The organism is Micromonospora wenchangensis (assembly GCF_002210435.1).
Lineage (GTDB): Bacteria > Actinomycetota > Actinomycetes > Mycobacteriales > Micromonosporaceae > Micromonospora > Micromonospora wenchangensis.
In genome coordinates this window covers 24570-49014 of the sequence record NZ_MZMV01000020.1, presented here as the reverse complement: position 1 = coordinate 49014, position 24445 = coordinate 24570, and the positions used below count along the sequence as shown (strand labels likewise).

The 24445-nt window shown below is 73.9% G+C and carries 23 protein-coding genes and 1 riboswitch; of the genes, 15 read left to right on the top strand and 8 right to left on the bottom strand.

The annotated features are described in order from the left end of the window. Positions 1 to 29: 29 nt before the first annotated feature. Positions 30 to 1874: an allophanate hydrolase gene (gene atzF, locus B5D80_RS14150; protein WP_088644325.1), complete on the bottom strand. Its 1845-nt coding sequence runs from the start codon at positions 1872 to 1874 to the stop codon at positions 30 to 32. 191 nt (positions 1875 to 2065) lie between these two features. On the opposite strand from atzF, the gene B5D80_RS14145 reads away from it, so the two are divergent. The 3 genes from B5D80_RS14145 (at position 2066) to B5D80_RS14135 (ending at position 4048) form a co-directional block, all read left to right on the top strand. Further along, positions 2066 to 2530 (top strand): TetR/AcrR family transcriptional regulator, encoded by a 465-nt coding sequence (locus tag B5D80_RS14145; RefSeq protein ID WP_088644324.1) that lies wholly within the window; start codon positions 2066 to 2068, stop codon positions 2528 to 2530. Between the two features lie 79 nt (positions 2531 to 2609). Next, positions 2610 to 2963, top strand: a complete 354-nt coding sequence (locus tag B5D80_RS14140; protein WP_088644323.1) for a hypothetical protein — start codon at positions 2610 to 2612, stop codon at positions 2961 to 2963. Next, the gene (locus B5D80_RS14135) at positions 2960 to 4048 is read left to right on the top strand and encodes an alpha/beta hydrolase family protein (RefSeq protein WP_211291490.1); all 1089 of its coding nucleotides are present in this window, start codon (positions 2960 to 2962) and stop codon (positions 4046 to 4048) included. Before B5D80_RS14140 ends, B5D80_RS14135 begins: the two co-directional genes overlap by 4 nt. 18 nt (positions 4049 to 4066) lie before the next feature. Here B5D80_RS14135 and B5D80_RS14130 read toward each other — a convergent pair whose 3' ends face one another. The 4 genes from B5D80_RS14130 to B5D80_RS14115 all read right to left on the bottom strand — a co-directional run bounded on the left by B5D80_RS14130 (position 4067) and on the right by B5D80_RS14115 (position 7383). Further along, the gene (locus B5D80_RS14130; RefSeq protein WP_088644322.1) at positions 4067 to 4732 is read right to left on the bottom strand and encodes a GntR family transcriptional regulator; all 666 of its coding nucleotides are present in this window, start codon (positions 4730 to 4732) and stop codon (positions 4067 to 4069) included. A 125-nt stretch (positions 4733 to 4857) separates the two neighbouring features. Beyond that, positions 4858 to 5961, bottom strand: coding sequence for a Gfo/Idh/MocA family protein (locus tag B5D80_RS14125; protein WP_088644321.1), 1104 nt, complete (start codon positions 5959 to 5961; stop codon positions 4858 to 4860). After that, complete coding sequence (locus B5D80_RS14120) at positions 5931 to 6641, bottom strand: ThuA domain-containing protein (RefSeq protein ID WP_088644320.1); 711 nt, start codon at positions 6639 to 6641, stop codon at positions 5931 to 5933. The genes B5D80_RS14125 and B5D80_RS14120 overlap by 31 nt, the downstream gene beginning before the upstream one ends. 139 nt (positions 6642 to 6780) lie before the next feature. Beyond that, the gene (locus B5D80_RS14115; RefSeq protein WP_088644319.1) at positions 6781 to 7383 is read right to left on the bottom strand and encodes a TetR/AcrR family transcriptional regulator; all 603 of its coding nucleotides are present in this window, start codon (positions 7381 to 7383) and stop codon (positions 6781 to 6783) included. A 74-nt stretch (positions 7384 to 7457) separates the two neighbouring features. On the opposite strand from B5D80_RS14115, the gene B5D80_RS14110 reads away from it, so the two are divergent. The 4 genes from B5D80_RS14110 (at position 7458) to B5D80_RS14095 (ending at position 11247) form a co-directional block, all read left to right on the top strand. Further along, entirely contained in the window at positions 7458 to 8567 is a 1110-nt protein-coding gene (locus tag B5D80_RS14110; RefSeq protein ID WP_088644318.1) for an FAD-dependent monooxygenase, read from the top strand. An 81-nt stretch (positions 8568 to 8648) separates the two neighbouring features. After that, positions 8649 to 9779 carry a sensor histidine kinase gene (locus tag B5D80_RS14105; protein ID WP_088644317.1) on the top strand — a complete coding sequence of 377 codons (1131 nt, stop codon included), beginning with the start codon at positions 8649 to 8651 and terminating at the stop codon, positions 9777 to 9779. Continuing rightward, complete coding sequence (locus B5D80_RS14100) at positions 9776 to 10447, top strand: response regulator (RefSeq protein ID WP_088644359.1); 672 nt, start codon at positions 9776 to 9778, stop codon at positions 10445 to 10447. The genes B5D80_RS14105 and B5D80_RS14100 overlap by 4 nt, the downstream gene beginning before the upstream one ends. Positions 10448 to 10578: 131 nt before the next feature. Next, positions 10579 to 11247 carry a DUF2306 domain-containing protein gene (locus tag B5D80_RS14095; RefSeq protein WP_088644316.1) on the top strand — a complete coding sequence of 223 codons (669 nt, stop codon included), beginning with the start codon at positions 10579 to 10581 and terminating at the stop codon, positions 11245 to 11247. A gap of 51 nt (positions 11248 to 11298) precedes the next feature. Here the strand turns inward: B5D80_RS14095 and B5D80_RS14090 are convergent, their stop codons facing one another. Further along, on the bottom strand, positions 11299 to 11889 hold the full coding sequence (locus B5D80_RS14090; protein ID WP_088644315.1) for a DinB family protein: 591 nt from the start codon (positions 11887 to 11889) through the stop codon (positions 11299 to 11301). Between the two features lie 123 nt (positions 11890 to 12012). On the opposite strand from B5D80_RS14090, the gene B5D80_RS14085 reads away from it, so the two are divergent. The 6 genes from B5D80_RS14085 (at position 12013) to B5D80_RS14060 (ending at position 18909) form a co-directional block, all read left to right on the top strand. After that, positions 12013 to 12570 carry a hypothetical protein gene (locus tag B5D80_RS14085; RefSeq protein WP_144081663.1) on the top strand — a complete coding sequence of 186 codons (558 nt, stop codon included), beginning with the start codon at positions 12013 to 12015 and terminating at the stop codon, positions 12568 to 12570. Positions 12571 to 12803: 233 nt separating this feature from the next. Then, entirely contained in the window at positions 12804 to 13493 is a 690-nt protein-coding gene (locus B5D80_RS14080; protein ID WP_211291489.1) for a response regulator transcription factor, read from the top strand. Next, the gene (locus tag B5D80_RS14075) at positions 13490 to 15280 is read left to right on the top strand and encodes a sensor histidine kinase (protein WP_211291488.1); all 1791 of its coding nucleotides are present in this window, start codon (positions 13490 to 13492) and stop codon (positions 15278 to 15280) included. Before B5D80_RS14080 ends, B5D80_RS14075 begins: the two co-directional genes overlap by 4 nt. A 100-nt stretch (positions 15281 to 15380) precedes the next feature. Then, positions 15381 to 17780: a PEP/pyruvate-binding domain-containing protein gene (locus tag B5D80_RS14070; protein ID WP_245854565.1), complete on the top strand. Its 2400-nt coding sequence runs from the start codon at positions 15381 to 15383 to the stop codon at positions 17778 to 17780. 6 nt (positions 17781 to 17786) lie between these two features. Continuing rightward, positions 17787 to 18380 (top strand): TetR/AcrR family transcriptional regulator, encoded by a 594-nt coding sequence (locus B5D80_RS14065; RefSeq protein ID WP_088644311.1) that lies wholly within the window; start codon positions 17787 to 17789, stop codon positions 18378 to 18380. Between the two features lie 142 nt (positions 18381 to 18522). Beyond that, positions 18523 to 18909 (top strand): hypothetical protein, encoded by a 387-nt coding sequence (locus B5D80_RS14060; RefSeq protein WP_088644310.1) that lies wholly within the window; start codon positions 18523 to 18525, stop codon positions 18907 to 18909. Positions 18910 to 19001: 92 nt separating this feature from the next. Here the strand turns inward: B5D80_RS14060 and B5D80_RS14055 are convergent, their stop codons facing one another. Together B5D80_RS14055 and B5D80_RS14050 are read right to left on the bottom strand one after the other, a co-directional pair. Continuing rightward, positions 19002 to 19721 carry a hypothetical protein gene (locus B5D80_RS14055; protein ID WP_088644309.1) on the bottom strand — a complete coding sequence of 240 codons (720 nt, stop codon included), beginning with the start codon at positions 19719 to 19721 and terminating at the stop codon, positions 19002 to 19004. A 55-nt stretch (positions 19722 to 19776) separates the two neighbouring features. Further along, positions 19777 to 20679 (bottom strand): oxidoreductase, encoded by a 903-nt coding sequence (locus B5D80_RS14050; protein ID WP_088644308.1) that lies wholly within the window; start codon positions 20677 to 20679, stop codon positions 19777 to 19779. A gap of 127 nt (positions 20680 to 20806) precedes the next feature. On the opposite strand from B5D80_RS14050, the gene B5D80_RS14045 reads away from it, so the two are divergent. Together B5D80_RS14045 and B5D80_RS14040 are read left to right on the top strand one after the other, a co-directional pair. After that, the gene (locus B5D80_RS14045) at positions 20807 to 21694 is read left to right on the top strand and encodes a helix-turn-helix transcriptional regulator (protein WP_088644307.1); all 888 of its coding nucleotides are present in this window, start codon (positions 20807 to 20809) and stop codon (positions 21692 to 21694) included. 27 nt (positions 21695 to 21721) lie between these two features. Next, positions 21722 to 21935: riboswitch (cobalamin riboswitch) on the top strand. Between the two features lie 121 nt (positions 21936 to 22056). After that, positions 22057 to 24432, top strand: a complete 2376-nt coding sequence (locus B5D80_RS14040) for a ribonucleoside-diphosphate reductase subunit alpha (protein WP_088644306.1) — start codon at positions 22057 to 22059, stop codon at positions 24430 to 24432. The last annotated feature ends 13 nt before the right edge of the window (positions 24433 to 24445 follow it).

Genomic DNA, 24445 nt, shown 5'->3' with positions numbered 1-24445 from the left:
TCGCTCCCTGTCGTCGTCGAAGGTTCGGATCACCGTCGGGCGGCACGCCGCCAGGCCCGCCAGCCACCGGTGGCGCTGATGTCCTCGACCTGCGGTCCCACCGCGTACGCCTCGCAGAGGAAACCGAGCACGTCCCGCCCGTCGTGCAGCCGGACCCAGCCGAGGGAGAGCGGGGCCGGCACCCCGGCCAGCAATGCACCGACGGCGGACGTCGGCAGCCGCCACAGCTCGACGTCGATCGGTAGGCCCGGCGGGCCGGTGGGGGCGGCCCGGACCAGGCCGGGCAGTCCCTCGTCGTCGGGGGTGTCCATCCGGTAGAGCCGGTAGAGCGGCGCGGTCCGGGCCGCGCCGACCAGGGTGGCCCCGTGCCCGGTCAGCTCGCCGTTGCGGGACTCGCCGGCCAGGTGCCGCCCCACCACGGCGATCAGCAGCTCCGCCGGGGCGGGACTCGGCACCGGGCCACCGCCCGGCACCGCAGCCGCGACGGTGCCCGTCCCGGCCGGGTGGGCGTCCACCGGGGTGGGTTCGGTGGCCGTGGTGAGGGCGGCGGCGAGCCGGGCCAGGGTGAGGTCGCTGAACGCCGGGCCGATCAGGGTCAGGCTGGCCGGCCGCCCGCCCTCGGTGAACCCGTTGGGCACGGTCACCGCGGCCAGGTCGAGCAGGTTGGCGAACTGGGTGTAGCGGCCGAGCACGGCGTTGCGTCCGATGGGGTCCTCGGCGATCTCGTCGAGGGTGAACGTGGTGCCGACGGTGGGGACCACCAGCACGTCGATCTCCTGCCACCGCCGGTCCACCCGGGCCCGCAGCTCGCGGAGCCGGTGCTGGCCCCGGAAGGCGTCGACCGCGTCGTAGCGTCGACCGGTCTCCAGCACGGCCCGGGTGACCGGGAGGACCGACCCGGGATGCGCCCGGACGAAGTCGCCCAGCGCGACGAGCCGCTCGGCCACCCACGGCCCCTGGTAGAGCAGGTCCCCCGCCGCGAAGTAGTCGTCCAGCGGCACCGGCAGCGCGTCGGCGACCAGCGCGCTCAACCGCCGTACGCCGATTGCGAACCGGTCGGCCTGCCCGTCGTCGCCGAAGAAGTCGAGGTCCTCCGGCCTGGGCACCCCGAGGCGCAGCGTCGCCGGCACGTCGGCGCTCGCCCGTCGCGCCGGCAGGGCACGGCCCCACGGGTCGGCCGGCGAGACGCCCCGGGCGGCGTGCAGCACGTCGACCGCGCCCGCGACCTCGGTGGTGAACACCGACACGCAGTCCAGCGAGCGGCAGGCCGGCACCACCCCGGCGGTGCTGAGCAGACCCCGGGTGGGCTTGAGCCCGACGATGCCGTTCAGCGCCGCCGGGACCCGACCGGAGCCGGCGGTGTCCGTACCCAGGGCGAAGCTGACCTGGCCGGCGGCGACCGCGACCGCCGAGCCGGAGCTGGAGCCGCCGGAGACGAGCCCGCCGCCGAACACGCTCTCACCGCTGCCGTACGGCGAGCGGGAGCCGGTCAGGCCGGTGGCGAACTGGTCGAGGTTGGTCTTGCCGACGAGCAGGGCACCGGCGTCGCGCAGTCGGCGCACCACGGGCGCATCCTCGGCGGCCCGGTACCCGAAGTCGGGGCAGCCGGCCGTGGTGACCATTCCGGCGACGTCGATGTTGTCCTTGACCGCGAAGGGGATGCCGTACAGCGGGAGCGCGGCGGGATCGTGGCGGCGGGTCAGTTCCTCCGCGCGGGCCCGCAGCTCGGCGGCCGGGACGGTGCTGATCCAGACCGGTCCCCCGTCCCGCCCGGCGAGCCCGGCCAGGACGCGTTCGACCTGGTCGACGGGGGTGGTCGCACCGCTGCGGTAGGCCGACCGTAGTTCCGGGACGGTACCGATGCGCTCTGACATACTGTCGATTGTCGACTGTCTTGTTACGAGCGACGGTCCACGTCGTAACGACGCCATGACGGCCCGCAGGCCGGGCCGGCCCACCTTTTCGCCGCCGCCGTCCATTCGGGATGCCCGCGCCCGCTCGGCCCGCCAAGAAAAGGAACGATCGTTCTTGACCGTTCGTTCCTTAATCGCTTAGTGTTCTCGGCATGGGTCGCCCGAGGGGTTTCGACGAAGAAGTCGTGACGGCCGCGGCGGCGGAGCTGTTCGCCGGCCGGGCCTACGACGGGGTGTCCGTCGACGACCTCGTCCAACAGTTGGGAGTGCACCGCAACAGTCTGTACAAGACCTTCGGCAGCAAGCGGGGGCTGTATCTCGCCGCGCTGCGGTGGCACCTCGATCACCGGCTCCCGCCGCTGACCGAGCAGCTCGCCGCCGGCGCGGAGGTCGCCGACGACCCCGCACTCGATCTGCTGCTGTTGGCGGCGGTCGAGCGCGCTCCCCGCGACGTCGAGGTGGCCGCCCTCGTGACCAAGGCGTGGCAGGAGCTGGATCAGGCCCTGCAGCGGGCACCGGCGAACCACACCGACGGCACCCGCTCGACCGCGTTGAACGCCCTGCTGGGTGAGCGGCTGCGGGCTCGGGCCACTGCGGCGACAACCGACCCTTCATAGCCCCGCGCGGCGCTGCCCACGCCGGTGCCCCACCATGCCCCGCGGCCGGTGCCGCCGGGCCCACGAAAGGACCGTTGACATGGCCAGCGTCCGCATCGACGGCGACGATCTCGTCGTGGAGATCGAGGGTATGGACAGGTTGTGGTCACTCAAGAGCCGTCTGGTGATCCCGTTGGCGAACGTCCGCGGCGCCACCGCCGACCCGGGTATCGCCGCCGAACCCAAGGGCCTGCGGGCACCGGGAACGAGCCTGCCCGGCGTGATCACGGCCGGCACCTTCCATCAGGACGGTGAGCGCGTCTTCTGGAACATCCGTGACGGTTCCCGCGCCGTCGTCATCGAACTCGCCGACGAGCACTATGCCCGCCTGGTCGTGGAGGTCGTCGACCCGGCTGCCACGGTCGCCCTGATCGAAAAGGCGGTCCTGCGATGATCCCGCTCGGCCGGATGCCGCACACCGCCCGGCGGATCGCCTGGCGAGCCGCGGTCGGCGCTGTCATGGTCGGGAGCATCGCCGCGGGGGCCCTTCCCGCCGCCGCCGTGCCGTCCGTGCCGAGCGTGCCCGCCACGGACCGCGAGATCGCTTTCACTGTGGACGGCACCGTCACCTACGGCACCCTGCACCTCCCCGCCCACCGCCGGGGGCGGCAGATGCCGGCCGTGTTGTTGCTGCCGGGCAGCGGCCCCACCGACCGCAACGGCGACCAGCCGCCCGCGCTCACCCCTCACACCCTGGCCAAACTCGCCGAGGCGCTGGGGCGCGACGGAGCCGTCAGCCTGCGCTTCGACAAGTACGGCACGGGCCGCACCGGGTTGGGCGCCTACGCCGAACATCCCGAGACGATCGACTATCCCGCCTTCGTCCGCCAGGCCGATGCCGCGTACCGGCTGCTCGCCAGCCAGCCCGAGGTCGACCGGCGAGCGGTACGGCTGATCGGGCACAGCGAAGGTGCGCTGACGGCCCTGCAGGTCGCGGTCACCGCCGAATCCCGTGCGGCCGGAGTCGGGCTGTTGCAACCCCTGGCACAACGGTTCCTCGACGTGCTCGCCAGGCAACTGCACGACCAACTCGCCGCCGCCGTCGCCGCAGGTCAGCTGAGCCGGCAGGAGCAACGCACCGTCGGACACGCCGTCGACCGGGCCATCGCCGATCTCCGGGCGCACCGCCCGCCGGACACCACGGGCATGCCGCCCGCCCTCGCCGCGCTCTTCCAGGCCCTCGGCGGCCCCAACCAGCGCTACGTGGAGACCATCGACGCCCTCGACCCCGCCTCGGTCGCACTCCGGCTACCGCCTCGGACCCCTGCCCTGCTCACCTGCGGAACCATCGACCAGCAGATCCCGTGCCACACGACCACACGGCTGGCGACGGCGCTGGAGCGGGCGCACACCCACGGGCCCGGCCGGATCGTGCTCTCCGGCGTGGCGCACGATCTGACCGACCCCGCGAATCCGGACGTGCTCGCCCCGGCGACACTCGACGCAGTGCACCGGTTCATGAGGCACGGTGTTCGGTAGGCGGGGCCCACGCCCACGCTAGCCGAGGTACGAGCGCGCGCCGTGCGCGGAGAGCACGGCGAGCACCTCCTCCGGGTCTCCCCCGGCGACCGCCTCGAACAACCGCTCGTGCCGGTGCACGCCGTCGAGTGGCTGGGCCAGCTCCGCCTCACGGCGCAGGTTGATCGCCATGTAGAGCTGCAACTTCACCAGGATCGAGTCGTACACGTCGGACAGCTTCCGGTTACCGGCGAGCGCCACCAGCGCGACGTGGAACGCCCGGTGCGCCTGCGCGACAAGCATCCGGTCGCCGCGCCGTACCGCCTCGCGCATCTGCTCCAACGCCGCCCGCAGGCCGGCCAGGTCACCGTCGCGGCCCACCGGGATGCCGGCCCGCACCGCGAACCGCTCCAGCACGTCGCGCAGCTCGTAGAGTTCCCGCACGTCGCGGTCGGAGAGGGTGGCCACCCGGACGCCCCGCCGGGGCACGTGCTCCACCAGCCCCTGTTGGGCGAGCAACCGCAGCGCCTCCCGCAGCGGTGCCCGGCTGATCCCCAACCGCCTGGTCAGCTGCTCCTCCACCAGGCGTTCACCCGGGTCGCTCCGGCCGCTGAGGATCTCCTGGGTCAGCCGGGTGACGGCCAACTCTACCAGGCTGACACTCTCCAGCTCACCATCCATCGGCGATGCGGCCACGTCGTTCACTCCGCTGAGTCTGCCATCTGTCACCTGACGGTCGGCGCGGCGCGTCCCCCGCCCGGGGGACGCCGCGCCGGCCGGCCCGGAACCGCCGGCCGCGACCGGCGGGAGCGCCGGCCCGTCCGCCCCGCTCAGCGTCCCTGCCAGTCCTCGGCCGCGGTGAGCGGCACGGGGTGGGGTCGGCGCACCGTCGTGTCCAGTGTGATCCGCCGGCCCTCGGCCGCCGAGCGGAGCAGCCCGGTCATCGTGTCGAGCACGTGCAGCGCCAGGTCACCGCCCGCCCGGGGGGCCCGGGTGTCGTCGGCCCGGACCGCGTCGACCAGGCCGAGACCCCGGGTGCCGTCCCGGTAGCCCGCCGTCGGCGCGAGCACCTGCCAGCCGTCGCCGCCGAGCGGGCACAGCCGGACCTCGCCGTCGAAGTAGTTCGGGTCGGGCACGGCGAGGGTGCCGGTCTCCCCGTGCACCTCGATCGGCGCGGCCGTCGTGGTCACCCCGTCGAAGCTGGTGGTGATGGTGGACAGCACGCCGCTGTGGTGTTCGAGCACGCCCGACACGTGGGTGTCCACCAGGACGGGGACGCGCTGGCCGAGGCGCGGGCCGTTGCCGATCACCCGTTCCGGGCGCAGCCGGCTGGCCGTGCCGGTCACCGCGCGGACCGGACCGAGCAGGTGGACCAGCGCCGAGAGGTAGTAGGGGCCCATGTCCAGCAGCGGACCGCCGCCCGGGGCGTAGTAGAAGTCGGGGTGGGGGTGCCAGCGCTCGTGTCCCGGGGTGACCATGACGGCCGAGGCGGCCAGCGGTCGCCCGATCAGCCCGCCGTCGATCGCCGCGCGGGCGGTCTGGGTACCGGTGCCCAGGACGGTGTCGGGAGCGCAGCCCACCCGCACCCCGGCCGCGGCGGCCCGGTCGAGGACCGTACGGGCCCGCGGCAGTTCCACGGCGAGCGGCTTCTCTACGTACACGTGCTTGCCGGCGGCGATCGCGGCGAGCGAGACCTCCACGTGCGCGGCGGGGATAGTGAGGTTGAGCACCGTCTGCACGTCGGGGTGGTCGAGCAGGCGCGCGACGCTCGTCGCCGTGGCGTCGGGGAGGTTCGCGGCGGCCGCGGCCGACCGCTCGGCGTCGAGGTCGGCCACCGCGACGACGCGCAGCTCGGGGTGGTGGGCCAGGGTGTCCAGATAGGCGCGGGAGATGACCCCGAGCCCTACGACGCCGACGCCGTGCGGGTCGCCCACAGCATGCCCCTCTCGATGACGGTCCGCACGGACGGGTGCTCCAGCACGTCGAGGCTGTGCCCGGGGGTCGTCACGACGACCCGGCCGGCGCCCCACCGCCGGGTCCAGATCGCCGGCGAGGTGACCGGCCGGTGCCAGGGGTGCCAGTCCCGGGTGGGGTGGACGGTGGTGGCCAGGACGTCGACCAGGTCGTCGTGCAGCACCCAGTACTGCTCGGTGACCAGCTCGAAGTCGGCGATCCCGGCGGTGATCGGATGTTCCCGGCCGAGGTCGGTGACCGTCACCGTGTGCGGGAGGAAGTTGTCCTCCTCGCCGCCGCGCCGCTCGCAGGGCTCCCGCCCCGGGTGGGTCGCGAACTGGCCGCCCACCAGGTGCAGGTAGTCCGACGAGGCGCGGAACGCGTCCACGATGCCGCCGTGCCAGCCGGTCAGGCCCGTTCCGGCGACGACCGCCGCGCGCAGGCCGGCCACCTGGTCGGCGGTGATCTCGGCCATCGTCATGCACTGCACGACGAGGTCGGTGGCGGCCATCGCGTCGGCGTCGGCGTAGACCTCGGTGGACTCCTCGACGCGTACGGAGTAGCCGTTGTCCGCCAGGAACGGCAGGAACAACTCCGTCGCCCGGACCGGCTGGTGGCCCTCCCAGCCACCGCGTACCACCAGTGCTCTGCGCTGCGTCACGCTCGCTCCCCTCCACGGTCCGTCGCCGGCCGGTGCCGCCCCGGCTACGGGCCGCGTGCCGGGCGGGCACCGAGAACCGTACCCGGGTCCGCCGACACGATCGGCCCCGCGCGGACCGCGGCGGCCCGGGGGGCGTGGTTCACGGCCGGGGCGTCCACGGGCGCAGGGCGACCTCGGTGGCCTGCTGCAGGGACGCGCGGATGGCGGCCGGGTCGGTGCGCCGTCGCGGGTCCTCCAGGAGCGTGGTCAGGGCGGCGGTGGCCGCGCCGACGAACGCGCCGACCAGGGCGGCGGCGCTCACCTCGTCGAGGCGGTCGGGATAGGCGGCGGCGAGGTGCCTGGCGATCTCGCGTTGACTCTCCCACTGCAGTTGCAGGGCCCGGCCCCGGACGGCGGGCACCTCCATGGTCAGCCGGATCCGCAGCGCGGCGAGCGGGCCGGTCATGTCCCCGCTCTCGTCGTTGGCCTGCCGGAGCGCGCGCAACAGCACCTCGGCCGGTTCCTCGTCAGGCGACCGGCCGGCGATGGCGTCGACCGCGACGCGCACCCGACGGTCGGCCTCCGGGAAGAGCAGATCCTCCTTGCTCGGGAAGTAGCTGAAGAAGGTGCGGGTGCCGATGTCGGCGGCGGCGGCGATCTCGGCGATGGTGGTCGCCTCGTAGCCCTGGCGTCCGAACAGGTCGACGGCGGCGTCGACCAGCGCCTGCCGGGTGCGGGCCCGCTTGCGGTCGCGGAGGGACATCGGCACACCTTAGCGCACCGAACGCAAATCCGCACTCATTGCAATTCTGCACTGAGTGCGGAAAACTTCGGGTCGTGCGTACAGTGCTCATCTCCGGGGCCGGCGTGGCCGGCCCGACCCTCGCCTACTGGCTGGCCCGCGCGGGCTGGCAGCCCACGGTGGTCGAACGCGCGGCCGGGCAACGGTCCAGCGGCAACCCGGTCGACGTCCGCGGCCCGGCCCTGCCGGTGGTCGAACAGATGGGCATCGTGGATGCCCTGCGGGCGGCGGCCACCCACGCCACAGGCGTGCGGCTCGTCGACCCGGCGGGCCGGCCCGGTCGCCGCATCGCGATGCCCGCCACCCGCAGCCCGGCCGGCACCACCGAGATCGAGGTACCCCGCGCCGACCTCGCCCGCATCCTGCACGACGCGGCCCGCGACGACGCCGAGTTCCGGTACGACGACACCGTCACCCGGCTCGACCAGGACCCCGGCGGGGTGGACGTCACCTTCGCCACCGCCCCGCCCCGCCGGTTCGACCTGGTCGTCGGCGCGGACGGGCTGCACTCGACGGTCCGCCGGCTCGCCTTCGGCCCGGAGCGCGACGTCGTCCGCCACCTCGGCCTCTACGTGGCCACCACACCGCTCGGCGAGGCACCGGAGCACCCCCACGACGTCCTGCTGCACAACACACCGGGCCGGCTCGTCGCGGTCCACCCGGTCCGGGGCGAGGCGGGGGTCGCCTTCATCTTCCGGCACCCCGCCGTCGCCGACTTCGACCACACCGACACGGCCCGGCACCGGCAGCTCCTCACCGACGCGTACGCCGGGGAACGTGGCTGGCGGGTCCCCGAGCTGCTGGCCCGGGCCCGGCAGGCCGACGACCTCTACTTCGACGCGGTCACCCGGGTGGTGCTGCCGTGCTGGTCCACCGGGCGGGTGACGCTGCTCGGCGACGCGGCGGCCTCGGTGTCGTTGTTCGGTGACGGGTCGAGCCTGGCCATCGCCGGCGCCCGTACCCTGGCCGCCGCCCTCGCCGGGAACGAACCCGTCGCCGCCCTGCGCCGCTACGAGGCCGAGCACCGACGCCGCACCGACCGGCGCGGGCGGACCACCGGCCTCGTGGCGGCGGTGCTGGTCCCGGGGAGCCGCCCGGGTGTCGCCGTCCGCAACGCGCTCGCCCGGTTGCTGCCGGCCGGCTGACCCCGGGAGGGCACCCGGCGATGCTTCCCACCCGCGCCTCCGGGGCACCGGACGGATTCCCGCCGCCCGTACGATTTCCCCGTGCGCGAGCTGCTGCGGTCCTGGTGGCGTGAGCCCCGCCCGACGCGCCCGGCACCGCACGGGTGGCGCGACGCGACGCTGGTCGCCCTGCTCGCGGCGGCGGCGCTGGTGGAGGGGCTCGCCCGGTGGGGCAGCCTGCCGCAGCCGGCGGCCGTGCCGGTCCTGATCGGCGTCGGTCTCACCCCGGTCCTGCTGTGGCGGCGGAGCCGGCCGCTGCTCGTGACGCTCGTCGCCTTCCCGGTCTGCGCCGTGGGCGAGGTCGTCGTCGGTAGCGACCTCGGCCTGCACACGCTTGCCTACCTGCTGCTGGCGGTGGCCGCGCTGACCCGCTGGGGGTCGGGGCGGGAGGCCGGGTTCGGCGCGGCCCTCGTCGCTGCGAAGATCACCTGGTCGACCGTGGTCGGTCACCTCGACCCGGACGATGCCCTGGGCGGGGCGGGGGTGGTCGCGGCGGCCCTCGCGGTCGGGGCCGCGCTGCGCTGGCGGGAACGGGCCAGACGACGGGAGGTCGAGCAGGTGACGCTGCGTGAGCGGGAGCGGCTGGCCCGCGACCTGCACGACACGGTCGCCCACCACGTGTCCGCGATAGCCGTCCGGGCCCAGGCCGGGCTCGCCCTGCTGGAGACCCGACCCGCAGCCGCCGCCGACGCGTTACGGCTGATCGAGACGGAGGCGAGCCAGGCTCTGACCGAGATGCGCACCCTCGTGCGGGCCCTGCGCCGCGACGAACCGGCCGACCGGGAGCCGAGCCTCCGCATCGCCGACCTGCGGCAGTTGGCGGACCGGACCGGCGACGGGCCGGCCGTCGAGGTGGACCTGGTCGGCGACCTGGACGGCCTACCGGCCCCGGTGGCGGCCACGATCTGCCGGCTGGCCCGGGAGTCGGTCACCAACGCCCGCCGGCACGCCCGGGACGCGACCCGGATCACGGTCCGGGTGGTGGCCGACGAGAACACGGTGCGGCTGCGGGTCAGCGACGACGGCGTCGGCCCGCCGGCACCCGGACGTGACGGCTTCGGGCTGGTCGGGATGCGGGAACGGGCCCACCTGCTCGGCGGCTCGGTCGACGCCGGCCCCGAGGAGGACCACGGATGGACGGTCACCGCCGCGCTGCCCCGGGCCGTGGCATGAACGGCGGGACCCGGGTACGGGTGCTCGTGGCCGACGACCAGGAGATCGTGCGGACCGGGCTGGCGATGATCCTCGCCGCCCAGCCCGACGTCGAGGTGGTCGGCGAGGCGGCCACCGGGCAGCGGGCGGTCGAGCTGGCCCGGCGGCTGCGCCCCGACGTGTGCCTGTTCGACATCCGGATGCCCGGCCTGGACGGGATCGAGGCGACCCGGCTGCTGGCCGGCCCGGGGGTCGCGGACCCGATGGCGGTGGTGGTCATCACGACGTTCGACCTGGACGAGTACGTCTACGCCGCGTTGCGCGCCGGGGCCCGGGGCTTCCTGCTCAAGGACTGCGGCCCGGCCCTGCTCACCCAGGCCGTCCACGCGGCGGCCGCCGGAGACGCGCTGATCGCGCCGCAGGTCACCACCCGGCTGCTCCGGGCGTTCGCGGACGCCGGCCCGGCCGCCCCGCCCCGCCAGCCGGTCGACCGGCTCACCGACCGGGAGGAGCAGGTGTTGGGCGCGGTGGCCCGGGGACGCACCAACACCGAGATCTCCGCCGAGCTGCACATCACGCTGAGCACGGTCAAGACGCACGTCGCCAGCCTGATGGCGAAGCTGGGGGCCCGGAACCGGGTCGAGGTGGCGATGTGGGCGTACGAGACCGACCGGCTGCGCGGTGGCTGAGGCCGGCCCCCGCCGTTTCCCTCCATGGTGGACGGCTGCCGAAAGTACGGTCGACCACCCCGACCATCGGCCGGCACGACAACGGCCCGTGGACCGATGAGCCGGCCGGGTCAGGCCGCCATGCTCGGGTCATGACGACGTCACGACGGGACTGGCCCCTCCTGACCGGGCTCATCGCGCTCAGCGCGCTGCCCACCCTCGGCGGCGCGCTGCGGGTGGCCGCCCTCTCCGGTGGGGCGGAGGTGACCCCCGCCAACGAACGCTTCTTCGCCGCGCCGGTGCCGGTGCTGCTGCACATCGCCGCCGCCGTCACGTTCAGCCTGCTGGGGGCGTTCCAGTTCGCCCCGGGGTTCCGGCACCGGCACCGGGCCTGGCACCGCCGGGCGGGCCGGGCGCTGGTCGTCTGTGGACTGGTGGTGGCCGCGACCGGGTGGTGGATGAACGCCACCTATCCGCTGCCACCGGGCGACGGCCCGCTGCTCATGGTGCTGCGCTACCTGTTCGCCGCCGGCATGTTCGTCGCCGTCGCCGGCGGGTTCGTGGCCGTCCGACGGCGACGGCTGCCCCAGCACCGGGCCTGGATGATGCGGGGCTACGCGATCGCCCAGGGCGCGGGAACCCAGGGCGTGCTGCTGTCGACCTGGGCGCTGGTGGTGGGACCGACGACCGAGCTGTCGCGGGCGTTGCTCATGGGTGCGGCCTGGACGCTCAACCTGCTCGTCGCCGAGTGGCTGATCCGCAGGCGGCGGCCCGGCCCGGTCGCGGCGGCCCGGCCGGCGACGCTCGCCACGACGGGATGACCGGCGGATGGGACGGCACCGCCTCCCTCCCCGGGTGGGCCGGTCGGCGGGTCAGGCGAACCGGTCGGCGAGCGCGGTCAGCTTGGCGACGTACGCCGGCCACTGCTGGTCGTCGATGACCTGACGGTTCTCCCGTCGCCAGCCGACCGTCGCGTCGTGCTGCTCGCGCAGGATGTCGGCGTGGCCGGCGTGCCGGGCGAGATCGCAGGTCACGTGGATGATGATCTGGTGCAGGGTCACGTCCTGGTGCCCCGGCCGCCACCACGGCACCCGCCCAGGCGCGTCGAGCGGCAACTCGGCGATGGTCTGGTCGGCGAACTCCCCCACCCGGCGGTACAGGTCGATCAGGCCGTCCTTCGTCTCGTCCGCCCGCGCGTACCAGTCCGCCTGCGGGTCCTCGTCGTACACGTGCTCGGGGACCAGTTCGCCGGGGCTGGGGAACTCCCGGCCGAAGGTGGGGCCGAAGTAGCCGGCCTCGACGTTCAGGCAGTGCTTGAGCAGACCCAGCAGGTTGTTGCCGGTGGCGGTGCGGGGCAGCCGGGCCTCGCGTTCGTCGAGCCCTTCCAGCTTCCACACCAGATCGTCGCGGGTGGCCTGGAGGTAGTGCCGCAGTGCCGCTTTCGGATCGTCCTGTTCAGCCATGCCCGCCAGTCTCCCCCACCGGTACGACACCGGGCGGGCCCGTCGCGGCAAACAGCTTCCTGACAGTCGACGGTGATGCTGGGCCCCGGCGAGATCGCCGCAGAGCTGACCGGAGGCGGGACGATGAGGAAGCAACTGATGGCTGTGCTGTGCAGCGGCGTACTGCTGGTCGGCGGGTGCTCGACCGCCGAGGAGGCCCCACCCGCCGCCGGCAGCACCGGCGGGGCGGAGGTGGCCACCCTCCAGACCGGCGCGCCCACCCCCACCGTGTCGGCGACGCCGGCGCAGGCCGAGCGGCCACGGGAACGCCTCGACGACACCCCGGAGGACAAGAAGGAACGCCTCAAACCGTACATGAAGTGCCTGACCGAACACGGCGTCGACATCACCAAGCGGCGCAGCGACGGCACCGGCGCGGACGGGACCAGCGGGGCGGCCAAGGCCTGTGAGCACCTGATGCCACTGCCGCCGTGGGAGTTCGACCCGGCCAACCCGGAGGCCAAGGACTTCGCCCGGGACGTCGTGAAGTGCCTCAGGGACAAGGGCGTCCGGTACGTCGAGGTGGGCGCCGACGGCACGGGCTGGGCCTTCGGTGGCAAGAACAACGACCCCGAGTCGATCTCCAAGGGGTTGAAGTACTCCCCGGCGTGCGAACGCGAGGTCGCCGCGAAGCGGAAGTGACCGCGCCACCCGGCGGCGTCGCCCACTCCGGGCGACGCCGCCGACGGTCGTCCGCGCGGCGATCGTGACACCGGTTTGTCAGGAACCGGTCAGGACCGGGCATGACCTTTTTCTCACGATCGTCGGATCTCCCCGTCACCCGCCCACCGAACTGCGCACGGACCCCGAGGTGCCCGGTGTCACCGCCTTCCGCCCGATCCGCGACCCCCCTGACCTGCTCTATATTCCCCAGCATGTGCGCACACGTGATGCTCGCGGAGGACGATCCGCGGCAGGCCGAGGCGTTGCGCCGCTACCTCACCGCAGCGGGCCACCGGGCGACGGTCGTGGCCGACGGCGAGACGGCGCTGCGCCAGGCCCGGGAGCAGGCGTTCGATCTTCTCCTGCTCGACGTGATGCTGCCGAAACTGGACGGCATGCAGGTCTGCCGGATCCTGCGGCAGGAGTCGGACGTGCCGGTGCTGATGCTGACCGCGCGGTCCGCCGAGGACGACCTGCTGCGCGGGCTGGACCTGGGCGCCGACGACTACATGACCAAGCCGTACAGCCCGCGTGAGCTGGTGGCCCGGGTGCGCACCCTGCTGCGGCGGGTGCGCACGACGCCCCAGGAGTCGCCGGTGCACCGGCTCGGGCGGCTCACCGTTGACGAGTCCCGACGCCTGGTCACCGCCGGGGACACCGCGGTGGACTGCACCGCAGGCGAGTTCGCCATCCTCGCCGCGATGATCCGGCAACCCGGCCGGGTGTTCAGCCGGGTGCAACTGCTCGAACACACCAGGGGCGTCGACCGGGAGTCGACCGGACGCACCATCGACGTCCACGTGATGAACCTGCGCCGCAAGATCGAGGCGAACCCGCGCCGTCCACAGCAGTTGCTGACCGTCTACGGCGTCGGCTACAAGCTCAGCGCCGGCGCGTCGTGACCCGGCAGCAGCGGGTCCCCCTGCACCGCAGCCTGGTGGTGCGGCTGCTGGCCACCTCGCTGCTGGTCGCGGTCTGCGCGATCCTGGCGACGACCTGGCTGGCCGTGCAGTCGACCACCCGGGCGATCCGCCAGGAGCAGGGCCGCTCGCTCGCCGACGACAAGAGCATCTACGACACCCTGCTGGACCACGCGGCGACCCACCGGGACTGGACGGGGGTCGACGCGGTGCTCGCCGAGCGGGCCGACCGGCTCGAACGGCGGATCACCCTGATGACCCCGGACCGGCAGGTGATCGCCGACTCCGCGCCGGACGGCCCGTCGTTGCAGACCGCCCGTCCGTCGGCGACCGTCGATCCGTTGCAGGTCGACCTGGGCCTGACCGGCGGGACCGAACGGGTCGATCCGCGCGCCGTCGGGCCGTACCGGCTGACCAAGCGGGAGAGCAACACCACCCGGGAGATGGCCGAGCGGCAGCTCGGCTGCGTGCGCGCCGAGTCCCGGGCGGACGCGCGGGTCGTGGTGGATCCGGCCGGCCGCGCCTCGGTGCAGGTGAGCGACCCGAAGGACCGGGGCATCGTCGGGTTCTGCCTGCCCGACGAGCTGACCCGCCCGATGCCGAGCGAGGCCGCCGGGATCGCCCAGTTGGAGACCCTGACCAAGAACTGCCTGCGGGAGCTGGGCGCACCGACCCGGGTCGAGATCCGCGCCGACCGGACCGCGGTACCGAGCCGCGACGCCCGCTTCGACCGGCAGATCGACGGCTGCCTGCAACAGGCCCGGACGACCCAGCTCCGGGCGTACGTGGCGCCACCGGCGCTGCTGTTCGTCACCGACGAGGCACAGGGCGGCGCCGAGCCGGTGTTCAACCTGTCCCGGGCCAACGTGGTGCGCATCGCCCAGGTGACCGGGGCGGTGCTGGTGGCCACCGTGCTGATCACCGTGCTGGTCGGGCGGCGGCTGGTCCGGCCGCTGCGGGCGCTCACCGACGCGACCCGGCAGCCGATGGACGAACCGGCCCGGGTGCCGGTGACCACCCGCGACGAGATCGGCATGCTGGCCACCGCGCTCAACGATCTCGCCGCCCGGCGGGAGCAGACCGAGGCGCTGCGCCGGAGCATGGTCAGCGACGTGGCGCACGAGCTGCGCACGCCGTTGACCAACATGCGCAGCTGGCTGGAGGCCGCGCAGGACGGCCTGGCGCAGCTCGACACGCAGCTGCTCACCCTGCTGCTCGACGAGGCGCTGCTGTTGCAGCACATCATCGACGACCTGCGTGACCTGGCCGCCGCCGACGCCGGTGACCTGCGTATCCACCGTGAGCCGTACTTCGTGGCCGACCTGCTGGAGCAGGTCGTCGAGGCGCACCGGGGCGCCGCCGAGGCGGCCGGGGTCCGGTTGGGCACCTCGGTGGGGGTCGACCTGGAGATGGCGGTCGACGGTGCCCGGCTGCGCCAGATCGTCGGCAACATCGTCGCCAACGCGGTACGGCACACCCCGGCGGGTGGTTCGGTGGTCGTCCGTCTGGAGGTGCGCGACGACCAGCTCGCCATCGCCGTGTCCGACACCGGCACCGGCATCGCCCCCGCCGACCAGGCGAAGATCTTCGACCGGTTCTGGCGGGCCGACGACTCCCGCACCCGCAGCACCGGCGGCAGCGGGCTCGGACTGTCGATCGCCCGCAAGCTCGCCGAGGCGCACGGCGGCACGATCGGCGTCGAGAGTGTCCTCGGGCGGGGCAGCACCTTCACCGTCCGGCTGCCGATCGTCGTCCCGGCCCGGGGCTGAACCCCGTCGCCGCCGTCCGTCCCGCCCGGCTACGGCCGGTTCCGGTGCGGCCCGGTTTTTTACATTGCAGTTGCACTGTAACCCGCGTACCTTCTTTGCAATGCAGTCGTATTGCAAACGGGAGGCGCAGGTGTCGGTGATCCCCCTGGCGGAGGCACATGCCGGGCTGGTGTCGCTGGTCGGCGGCAAGGCGGCCGGTCTCGGCGAGCTGATCCGCGCGGGCGAGCGGGTGCCCGAGGGTTTCTGCGTGACCACCGAGGCGTACCGGGCCGGGGTGGTCCCGCAGGACGAGGTCCGGGCGGCGTACGCGCGGCTGGGCGGCGGGCCGGTGGCGGTGCGGTCGAGCGCCACGGACGAGGACCTGCCGGACGCCAGCTTCGCGGGCCAGCACGACACGGTGCTGGACGTCGAGGGCGAGGCGGACCTGCTGGTCGCGATCGGCACCTGCTGGAGGTCGCTGCACGGCAGCCGGGCGGCGGCCTACCGCCAGGCACACGGCACCGACCCCGCCGACGTGCGCATGGCGGTGGTGGTGCAGCGGATGGTCGCCCCGGTCCGGGCCGGCGTGCTCCACACGGCGAACCCGGTCACCGGCAACCGCACCGAGATGCTCGTCGAGGTCGGGCCGGGCACGGCGGTCGTCGACGGTAGCGCCGGGGTCACGCGCGTCGTGCTGGCCGATCAGGCCGGCAGTGACGGGGAGCGGCCGGACCCCGGGTGGCGGGACGAGCTGTGGGCCGCCGGCCGGCGGGTGCAGGCGCACTTCGGCGTGCCGCAGGACGTCGAGTGGGCGACCGACCACGACGGGACGCTGTGGCTGCTCCAGTCGCGGCCGGTCAGCACGCTGTTCCCGGCGCCGCCGCAGACCGACGACCTGCGGGTGTACGTCGAGTTCGGCAACGTGCAGGGGATGCTGCGCCCGGTCACCCCGATGGGCATGGCCACGCTGCGCAGGATGATCGCCGCCATGGTCGCCTCGCTCGGGATGCGGGTGGAGATCGTCGACATCGGCGGGCGGCTCTACGGCGACCTGACCGACCTGGTCCGCCGGCCCGCCAGCCGCCGGCGGCTCGTCCGGCTGATGGCCGTCGACTTCGGCCCGCGCGCCCAGGCGGTGATGGAGCACGTCCTGCGGGACCCCCGGTTCGCGCCGTCCGGCGACGACTCCCGCCGCCGCCCGGCGGACGCCTCGGTGGGCACGGCGCTGCGGGCCCTGCGGGGCATCCTGCGGGCGCTGGCGCGACCGGACGCGGCACGGCGTCGGCTGGTCGCTGCCGTCGACCGGCTACGGGCCGAGTCGGCGACGCCGCCGCCGCTGCGGACGGCCCACGAGCGGCTGCGGTTCGTCCGCGACCACGGCGACGGCGGTGCCGCCGACGACATCACCTGGCCGATCGTGGCCGGGATGCTCGCCTCGGCCCTGCCCGCCCACCTGCTCACGGGGGTCGCTACCGAGGACGACGTCCACGCCGTGCTGCGCGGTGTCCCGCACAACGTGACCATCGAGATGGACCTCGCGCTGTGGGCGCTGGCCAGCGCCGCCCGCCCGCACCGCGACCTGCTCCTCGACACGCCACCGGCGGAACTGGCGGCCCGGTACCTGCGGGGCACGCTCCCCGAGATCGGCCTGTCCACCTTCCTGTCCCGCTACGGCCACCGGGCGGCGGCCGAGGCCGACGTCGGTGTGCCGCGCTGGGCCGAGGACCCCACCCCGGTCTTCGCGGCCGTCGCCAACTACCTGCGGCTGGCCGACCCCGCGCAGGCACCCGACCGACGGTTCGCCGAGGCCACCGTGGCCGCCGAGGCCGCGCTCGACGGGTTGGCCGCCCGGGTGCGGCGACGTCGCCCGGTCCGGGGCCGGATCGCGGTGTTCCTGCTGCGGCGGGCACGCCGGCTGGCGGGGCTGCGGGAGTCCGGCAAGTTCGCCGGGCTGTACCGGCTCCGGGCCGTACGCGAGCAGTTGCTGCTCATCGGGGCGACGCTGTTCCCGACGGCGGACGACGTCATGTTCCTCACCCTCGACGAGGTCGAGGCGGCCCTCGACGGTGCCGACCTGACCGGGCTGGTCGCGCGACGCCGGGCGACGCACCGGCGCGAGTTGCGCCGTCGGGTGGTGCCGGTGGCGCTGTTGTCCGACGGGACCGACGTGGAGAGCACCCTGCCGGCCCCCGCCGACGGGGCGGGACTGCTGCGGGGCGTGGGAGCGGCGACGGGTAGGGTGACCGGCCCGGCCCGGGTGGTCACCGACCCGGCCACCGCGCACCTCGAACCCGGGGAGATCCTCGTGACCGCCACCACCGACCCGGGCTGGACGCCGCTGTTCCTGACCGCCGGGGCGCTGGTCACCGAGACCGGCGCGATCATGGCGCACGGTCCCACGGTGGCCCGCGAGTACGGGATTCCGGCCGTGATCAGCGTGCCGGACGCCACGTCGCGGATCGTCACCGGTCAGGTGATCACCGTGGACGGTGCGGCCGGCACCGTGACGACGGCGCGGTAGGCCCCGATGCCCAGGAAGGTCGATCCCCGTCAGCGCCGCACGCTGATCGCGGACGCGCTCATGCGGGTCGCCGCCGACCGGGGTCTGGAGGCGGTGAGCCTGCGGCACGTGGCCGCCGAGGCGGGGGTGTCCGCCGGCATGGTGCAGCACTACTTCACCACCAAGGACGAGATGATGGCCTTCGCGCTGTCCGTCGTCCGTGACCGGGGCCAGGCCCGGGTCGAGGCGGCGGTCGCGGCGCTCGGGGCGGACCCGCAGCCCCGGCTGCTGCTGCGCACCCTGCTTGCGGCGTTGCTGCCGCTTGACGACGCGGCACGCGAGGACGGGCGGGTGGCGTTGGCGTTCCTGTCCTGGACCGCCCTGCACCCGGCGGCGGCTCCCGGCCTGCGGCCGGACACCGCGCGACTGGTGGAGTTCATCGCCGGGCTGCTGCCGCGGCCACCGGCACCGCCAGCCGGCCGGGCGGAGGCAGCGTCGGACGCCGCGGCGGGGCTGCTGGCGCTGGTGGAGGGGCTGGGGGTGTACCTGCTCGGCGGGCAGTACACCCCGGCGCAGGCGACCGCCGCCCTCGACCACCAGTTGGACCTGCTCTTCGCCTGACGAGGGGCCGCCGGGTCGGCCTGACGAGGGGCCGTCGGGTCGGGTCGGCGTCGCCCGGGTGCGGACCGTTCGCCGTGCGGGCGCACCCGACCCGTGCAATCCTCTGTGGACAGTGATCGTCACCTATCGACAGGGGACTTCCATGCGATCTCGACTCCTCTCCATCGCCTCCGCCCTGACGCTCGCGGTCAGCGGCTCGGTGCTGGCCCTGATACCCGCCAGCCCGGCCAGCGCCCACTGCGACGGCCACGGTCAGCACCCGGACCTGTACAGCGGGGGTGGGATCTCCTGGGGCGACGGAACCTTCATCCGCGCCTACCCGCACCAGGACTGCCAGCCTAAGGGCCAGGGGTACCCGAACCAGAACATCGACGTGCACTGCGCGACGCTCACCGGTGACCTCTGGTTCTTCGTCCGCAACACCAGCACCGGGATCAACGGGTGGGCCCGGCGGGACGCGCTGCGCTTCTCGCAGAGCGTCACCATCGCCGACTGCGCCAACGGGCTCGCCCCGCACCGCGTCGCCTGACCGGTCGCCGGCCCGGCCCGTGATCCGACGGGCCGGGCGGGCGACCGCTGACCGCCCGGGGTGGACGCCGTCGGTGTCCACCCCGGGCGACCTCAGGTGAGCAGGGCCGGCCGCAGCTCGCCGCCCACGTTGATCGTGCCGACCACCCGGTCGCCGGTGAGGTCGAAGACGTCCACCGTCCGGTTGGTACGCATGAGTTCCCGCACCGACGGCGGCAGCGACGGGGGTTCCTTCATCGCCGCCCGGACGTCCCGGGTGGTCGAGATCAGCCGACCGACCAGCGACGCCCCGTCGTGGTCCACCCGTACCCGGCCGTACTCCCAACCGCAGGTGGTGAGGTCGAGCACCTCGAACAGGCGGGCGAGCAGCGGATGGGGGTCGGTCGCCCGGACGAACTGCGCCGCCCGGGTGCCGACGACGGCGGTGGCGGCGGCGACGTGCACGTACGGGTGCAGGCCGCCCGGCAGCGCGAACAGCGGCCAGTGCAACCGTCCGCCGGCCTCACGCCACAGTGGCCGGTAGTTGCGCCGGTCCACCGGGAACCGCTGGCCGGTACGCCGGTACAGCTCCGTCGTCTGAGCCAGCAGGTCCGCGTGGGCGGCGTCGGCGAACTCACCGACGATCGAGGCCGCCACCGCCAGGCCGTCGCCGTCGTCGAGCAGGCCGACCATCGCCGCCACCTGCTCGGCAGGTCGGACGGCCAGGTGGGCGCCGAAGCGCTGCCGTACCTCGGCGGACAGCGCCGCCTGCCGGACCGGATCGTCCTGGACCTGCCGGCCCCCGCCGCCCAGCACCCGCCCGAGCCATCCCATGTCGCCTCGTCTCCACCGCCGTCACCGACCGCAGCCATGCTAGTGCGGCCCTGCGTCAGAGACAGCGGACGCCGGTCAGTTCCTCGGCCGCCGTCCACAGCCGCCGGCCGACGGCCGGGTCGGTGGCCTCCCGGCTGGCCCGCACCTCGGTGACCGGCCCCCGGGTCTGGAAGAACCGGGCCGGGCCGAAGAACTGACCGCCGTGGACCTGCGGGTCGGTGGCGGCGCGCAGTTGGGGCAGCGCACCCTGCTCGACCGGTTGGGTGGCCAGCAGGCCGAGCCGGGCGATCACCCGGCCGCGCCGGCCCTGGTGGGACCAGGCCCGGGGGGTCAGGTTGGTGCGGGTGACGCCGGGATGGGCCAGCACGCTGAGCACCGGCGATCCGGTGGCGCGCAGCCGGCGGTCCAGTTCGATGCCGAAGACGGTGGTGGCGAGCTTGGACCGGCCGTACGCGGTACTGCCCCGGTAGCCGCGCTCCACCATCAGGTCGGCGAAGTCCAGGTGGGCGTTGCGGTGGGTGATGGAGCTGAGGCTGACCACCCGGGCCGCCCGGGCCGCGGCCAGGTTGCCCAGCAGCAGGCCGGTCAGGGCGAAGTGGCCCAGCAGGTTGGTGGCGAGGTGCAGCTCGTGGCCGTCCACGCTGGTCCGACGCGGCCCGAGCAACACCGTGCCGGCGTTGTTGACCAGCAGGTCGAGCACCGGACGGTCGGCGGACAGGGCCGCCGCGAACTCCCGTACCGAGGCGAGGGAGGCGAGGTCCAGCTCGCGTACCTCGACGTCGCCGCCGATGTGCCGGGCGGCCCGCCGGCCGGCGGCGGTGTCGCGCACGGCGAGCACGACCCGCGCGCCCCGGCGGGCCAGTGCGGTGGCGGTGACCAGGCCGAGGCCGGAGTTCGCGCCGGTCACGACGGCGGTGCGGCCGTGCTGGTCGGGGATGTGGTCGGCGGTCCAGGTCATCTGCTGCTCCCTGACGATCGGGTGGGACCGCCGACGCTAGGGGCCGGCCGGGCGGGACCGGTCGTACCCGGCTGCCTAGGTCCCGCAGACCTACCCGCGCCGGTCCGGGCCGCGCCACACTGGCGACATGACCCATCCGTACGCCCGCGAACTCGGTGACTTCCTGCGCGCCCGGCGCGGCCGGCTGCACCCCCGCGACGTCGGCCTGGAGCCGGGCGGGCGTCGCCGGGTCACCGGGCTGCGCCGCGAGGAGCTGGCGCTGCTGGCCGGGTTGAGCACCGACTACTACCAGCGGATGGAGCAGGGTCGGGAGGTTCGCCCGTCCGACGCCGTGCTGGACGGGCTCGCCGCCGCGCTCGGCCTCGACGACGAGGAACGCCGGCACCTGTTCACCCTGGCCCGCGCCGCCCGCCGGCCGGTGCCCGCCCGGGTCGACCACGGGCCGGAACTGGTGCCGGAGAGCACCAGGCGGCTGCTGCGGGTGATGGACACCCCGGCGGTGGTGCTCGGCCGCCACCTGGACCTGCTCGCCTGGAACGGGTGGGCGGTGGCGCTGCTCGGCGATCCGGCGGACCTCCCGCCGGACCGGCTCAACATGCTGCTGCTGATGTTCGACGAGGCGGCGGCCCCACTGCGGCGCTGCGCGTCCTGGGAGCAGCAGGCCATGGACTACATCGGCATGATGCGCGCCGCCGTCGCCACGGACCCCACCCACCCCCGGGCCACCGCCGTCGTCGGTGAGCTGAGCATCCGCAGCGCCGAGTTCCGGCGGCTGTGGTCCCGGCACGACGTGCGCGGGTCGGTCAGCGGCACCAAGACCTTCCAGGTACCCGAGGTCGGCGACATCGTCCTGGACTGGGACACCTACCCGCTGCCCGGCAACCCCGGCCCGGTCATGCTGGTCTTCACCGCCGAGCCGGGCAGCGCCGACGCCGACGCGCTGCGACTGCTGGCGTCACTGCGGGCGACCGGCCGGTCGGATGAGAGTTATCCGACACACCGACGCGACATCTAGTGTTGCCTCTCCCCCACCTACGCCATATATGGTGTGCCACGCAGCTGGTTCGGCCGGGCCCGGTGGTCCGGTCGAGGCAACAGGGAACCCGGTGGGAATCCGGGACTGCCCCGCAGCGGTAAGTGGGAACGACCGCCGTCATCGAGCACTGGACCGCGAGGTCTGGGAAGCGACGGCCAGTAGGCGACCGACCCCGGTCACGCCCGCGAGTCCGAAGACCTGCCAGTGCGCCGTGCGCTGCTGCGTGCGGCGGTCGGAGGTCGCGCGGGACGACCGACGCCAGCACCCGGGCCGGCCGCCGTGCCGCGCCCGTCGGCGTCCTCCCGCGTCCCGATGGCCATCGGTGACAGCGAGGAGAGGTCATGACGAGCACAGCGCAGAGCCCACCGTCCGACGTCGACGGCGCGCAGCCACGCCGGCCCGCGATGCGGGTCCGCAAGCGCGACGGCGACACCGAACCGGTGGACGTCAACCGGATCGTCACGGCCGTCGCCCGGTGGGCCACCGACCTGGACGAGGTCGACCCGCTGCGGGTGGCCACCAGGACGATCAGCGGTCTCTACGACGGGGCGACCACGGCCGAGCTGGACAAGCTGTCGATCCAGACGGCGGCGGAGCTGATCGGCACGGAACCGCAGTACTCCCGGCTGGCCGCCCGGCTGCTGGCCGCGTACGTGGCCAAGGAGGTACGCGGGCAGGAGGTCGCCTCGTTCAGCGAGTCCATCCGGTACGCCCACGGCCTCGGCCTGATCGCCGACGACACCGCCGCGTTCGTGGCCCGGCACGCCCGGCAGCTCGACGACGCCGTCGACCCGGCCGGTGACCTGCGGTTCGAGTACTTCGGGCTGCGTACGGTGGCCGACCGTTACCTGCTGCGGCACCCGCGGTCGCGGCTGGTGGTGGAGACCCCGCAGTACTGGCTGCTGCGGGTGGCCTGCGGGCTGTCCACCACGCCCGACGAGGCGGTCGGGTTCTACCGGCTGATGTCGTCGCTTGCCTACCTGCCGAGTTCCCCGACGTTGTTCAACTCGGGCACCCGGCACACCCAGATGTCGTCGTGTTTCCTGGTCGACTCGCCGCGCGACGAACTGGACTCGATCTACGAGCGCTACCACCAGGTGGCGAAGCTGTCGAAGTTCTCCGGTGGCATCGGCATCTCCTTCACGCGGGTGCGCGGCCGGGGCGCGCTGATCCGGGGCACCAACGGCCGGTCCAACGGGATCGTGCCGTTCCTGAAGACCCTCGACGCCGGGGTGGCGGCGGTCAACCAGGGCGGCCGGCGCAAGGGGGCGGCCTGCGTCTACCTGGAACCCTGGCACCCGGACGTCGAGGAGTTCCTGGAGCTGCGGGACAACACCGGTGAGGAGGCCCGGCGGACCCACAACCTCAACCTGGCCAACTGGATCCCCGACGAGTTCATGCGCCGGGTCGAGGCCGACGGCGACTGGTCGCTGATCGACCCGTCGGACGCCCCGGAGCTGCCCGACCTGTTCGGCGAGGAGTTCGACGCGGCGTACCGGGTCGCCGAGAAGAAGGCGGTCCGCACGGTGAAGGCCCGGGACCTGTACGGGCGGATGATGCGCACCCTGGCGCAGACCGGCAACGGGTGGATGACGTTCAAGGACCGGTCGAACCGGCTGTCCAACCAGACCGGTGTGCCGGGCAACACGATCCACCTGTCCAACCTGTGCACGGAGATCCTGGAGGTGAACAGCGACACGGAGACGGCGGTGTGCAACCTCGGCTCGGTCAACCTCGGCGCTCACCTCACCGACGACGGTGTCGACTGGGACAGGCTGCGCGCCACGGTCCGCACGGCGGTGGTGTTCCTGGACCGGGTGATCGACATCAACTACTACCCGGCCGAGCAGGCGGCGGCGTCGAACCCGCGCTGGCGGCCGGTCGGGCTGGGGCTGATGGGGCTTCAGGACGCGTTGTTCGCGCTGCGGCTGCCGTTCGACTCGGCCGGGGCCCGGGAGTTGTCCACCCGGGTCCAGGAGGAGATCTTCCTGACCGCCCTGGAGACGTCGACCGGCCTGGCCGAACGGTTCGGCGTCCACCCGGCGTACCCGCAGACCCGGGCGGCCCGGGGTGACCTGCACCCGGACCTGTGGGGGGTCGAACCCACCCAGACGGCGCGGTGGGCGGCGCTGCGCGACCGGATCGCGGCGCACGGCCTGCGCAACTCGCTGCTGGTGGCGATCGCCCCGACCGCCACGATCGCGTCGATCGCCGGCTGCTACGAGTGCATCGAGCCGCAGGTGTCCAACCTGTTCAAACGCGAGACGATGTCCGGGGAGTTCCTCCAGGTCAACACGTACCTGGTGCGGGAGCTGAAGGCACGCGGGCTGTGGACGCCGGAGATCCGCGACCGGATCAAGCGGGCCGAGGGCTCGGTGCAGGGCATCGTCGAGCTGCCCGCCGAGGTGCGGGAGCTGTTCCGTACCGCGTGGGAGCTGCCGCAGCGGGCGCTGATCGACCTGGCCGCCGCGCGGGCACCCTACATCGACCAGTCGCAGTCGTTGAACCTGTTCCTCAGCGCGCCGACCATCGGCAAGCTGTCCTCGATGTACCTGTACGCCTGGAAGTCCGGGCTGAAGACCACCTACTACCTGCGGTCGCGTCCGGCGACCCGGATCCAGCAGGCCACCGTCACCGTCGCCCCGGTCGTCGCGGCCGACGCCGAGGCGCTGGCCTGTTCCCTGGAGAACCCCGAGAGCTGCGAGGCGTGCCAGTGACCACCGTCGACGA

What these genes read in the sequence shown, in the direction of transcription:
- B5D80_RS14060 (WP_088644310.1), top strand. Translation starts at nt 18,523, where the DNA reads ATGCGATCTCGACTCCTCTCCATCGCCTCCGCCCTGACGCTCGCGGTC.
- B5D80_RS14115 (WP_088644319.1), bottom strand. Translation starts at nt 7,383, where the DNA reads ATGTCCCTCCGCGACCGCAAGCGGGCCCGCACCCGGCAGGCGCTGGTC.
- B5D80_RS14065 (WP_088644311.1), top strand. Translation starts at nt 17,787, where the DNA reads ATGCCCAGGAAGGTCGATCCCCGTCAGCGCCGCACGCTGATCGCGGAC.
- B5D80_RS14085 (WP_144081663.1), top strand. Translation starts at nt 12,013, where the DNA reads ATGAGGAAGCAACTGATGGCTGTGCTGTGCAGCGGCGTACTGCTGGTC.
- B5D80_RS14080 (WP_211291489.1), top strand. Translation starts at nt 12,804, where the DNA reads ATGTGCGCACACGTGATGCTCGCGGAGGACGATCCGCGGCAGGCCGAG.
- B5D80_RS14135 (WP_211291490.1), top strand. Translation starts at nt 2,960, where the DNA reads ATGATCCCGCTCGGCCGGATGCCGCACACCGCCCGGCGGATCGCCTGG.
- B5D80_RS14140 (WP_088644323.1), top strand. Translation starts at nt 2,610, where the DNA reads ATGGCCAGCGTCCGCATCGACGGCGACGATCTCGTCGTGGAGATCGAG.
- B5D80_RS14145 (WP_088644324.1), top strand. Translation starts at nt 2,066, where the DNA reads ATGGGTCGCCCGAGGGGTTTCGACGAAGAAGTCGTGACGGCCGCGGCG.
- B5D80_RS14055 (WP_088644309.1), bottom strand. Translation starts at nt 19,721, where the DNA reads ATGGGATGGCTCGGGCGGGTGCTGGGCGGCGGGGGCCGGCAGGTCCAG.
- B5D80_RS14090 (WP_088644315.1), bottom strand. Translation starts at nt 11,889, where the DNA reads ATGGCTGAACAGGACGATCCGAAAGCGGCACTGCGGCACTACCTCCAG.
- B5D80_RS14040 (WP_088644306.1), top strand. Translation starts at nt 22,057, where the DNA reads ATGACGAGCACAGCGCAGAGCCCACCGTCCGACGTCGACGGCGCGCAG.
- B5D80_RS14045 (WP_088644307.1), top strand. Translation starts at nt 20,807, where the DNA reads ATGACCCATCCGTACGCCCGCGAACTCGGTGACTTCCTGCGCGCCCGG.
- atzF (WP_088644325.1), bottom strand. Translation starts at nt 1,874, where the DNA reads ATGTCAGAGCGCATCGGTACCGTCCCGGAACTACGGTCGGCCTACCGC.
- B5D80_RS14100 (WP_088644359.1), top strand. Translation starts at nt 9,776, where the DNA reads ATGAACGGCGGGACCCGGGTACGGGTGCTCGTGGCCGACGACCAGGAG.
- B5D80_RS14095 (WP_088644316.1), top strand. Translation starts at nt 10,579, where the DNA reads ATGACGACGTCACGACGGGACTGGCCCCTCCTGACCGGGCTCATCGCG.
- B5D80_RS14070 (WP_245854565.1), top strand. Translation starts at nt 15,381, where the DNA reads ATGCAGTCGTATTGCAAACGGGAGGCGCAGGTGTCGGTGATCCCCCTG.
- B5D80_RS14050 (WP_088644308.1), bottom strand. Translation starts at nt 20,679, where the DNA reads ATGACCTGGACCGCCGACCACATCCCCGACCAGCACGGCCGCACCGCC.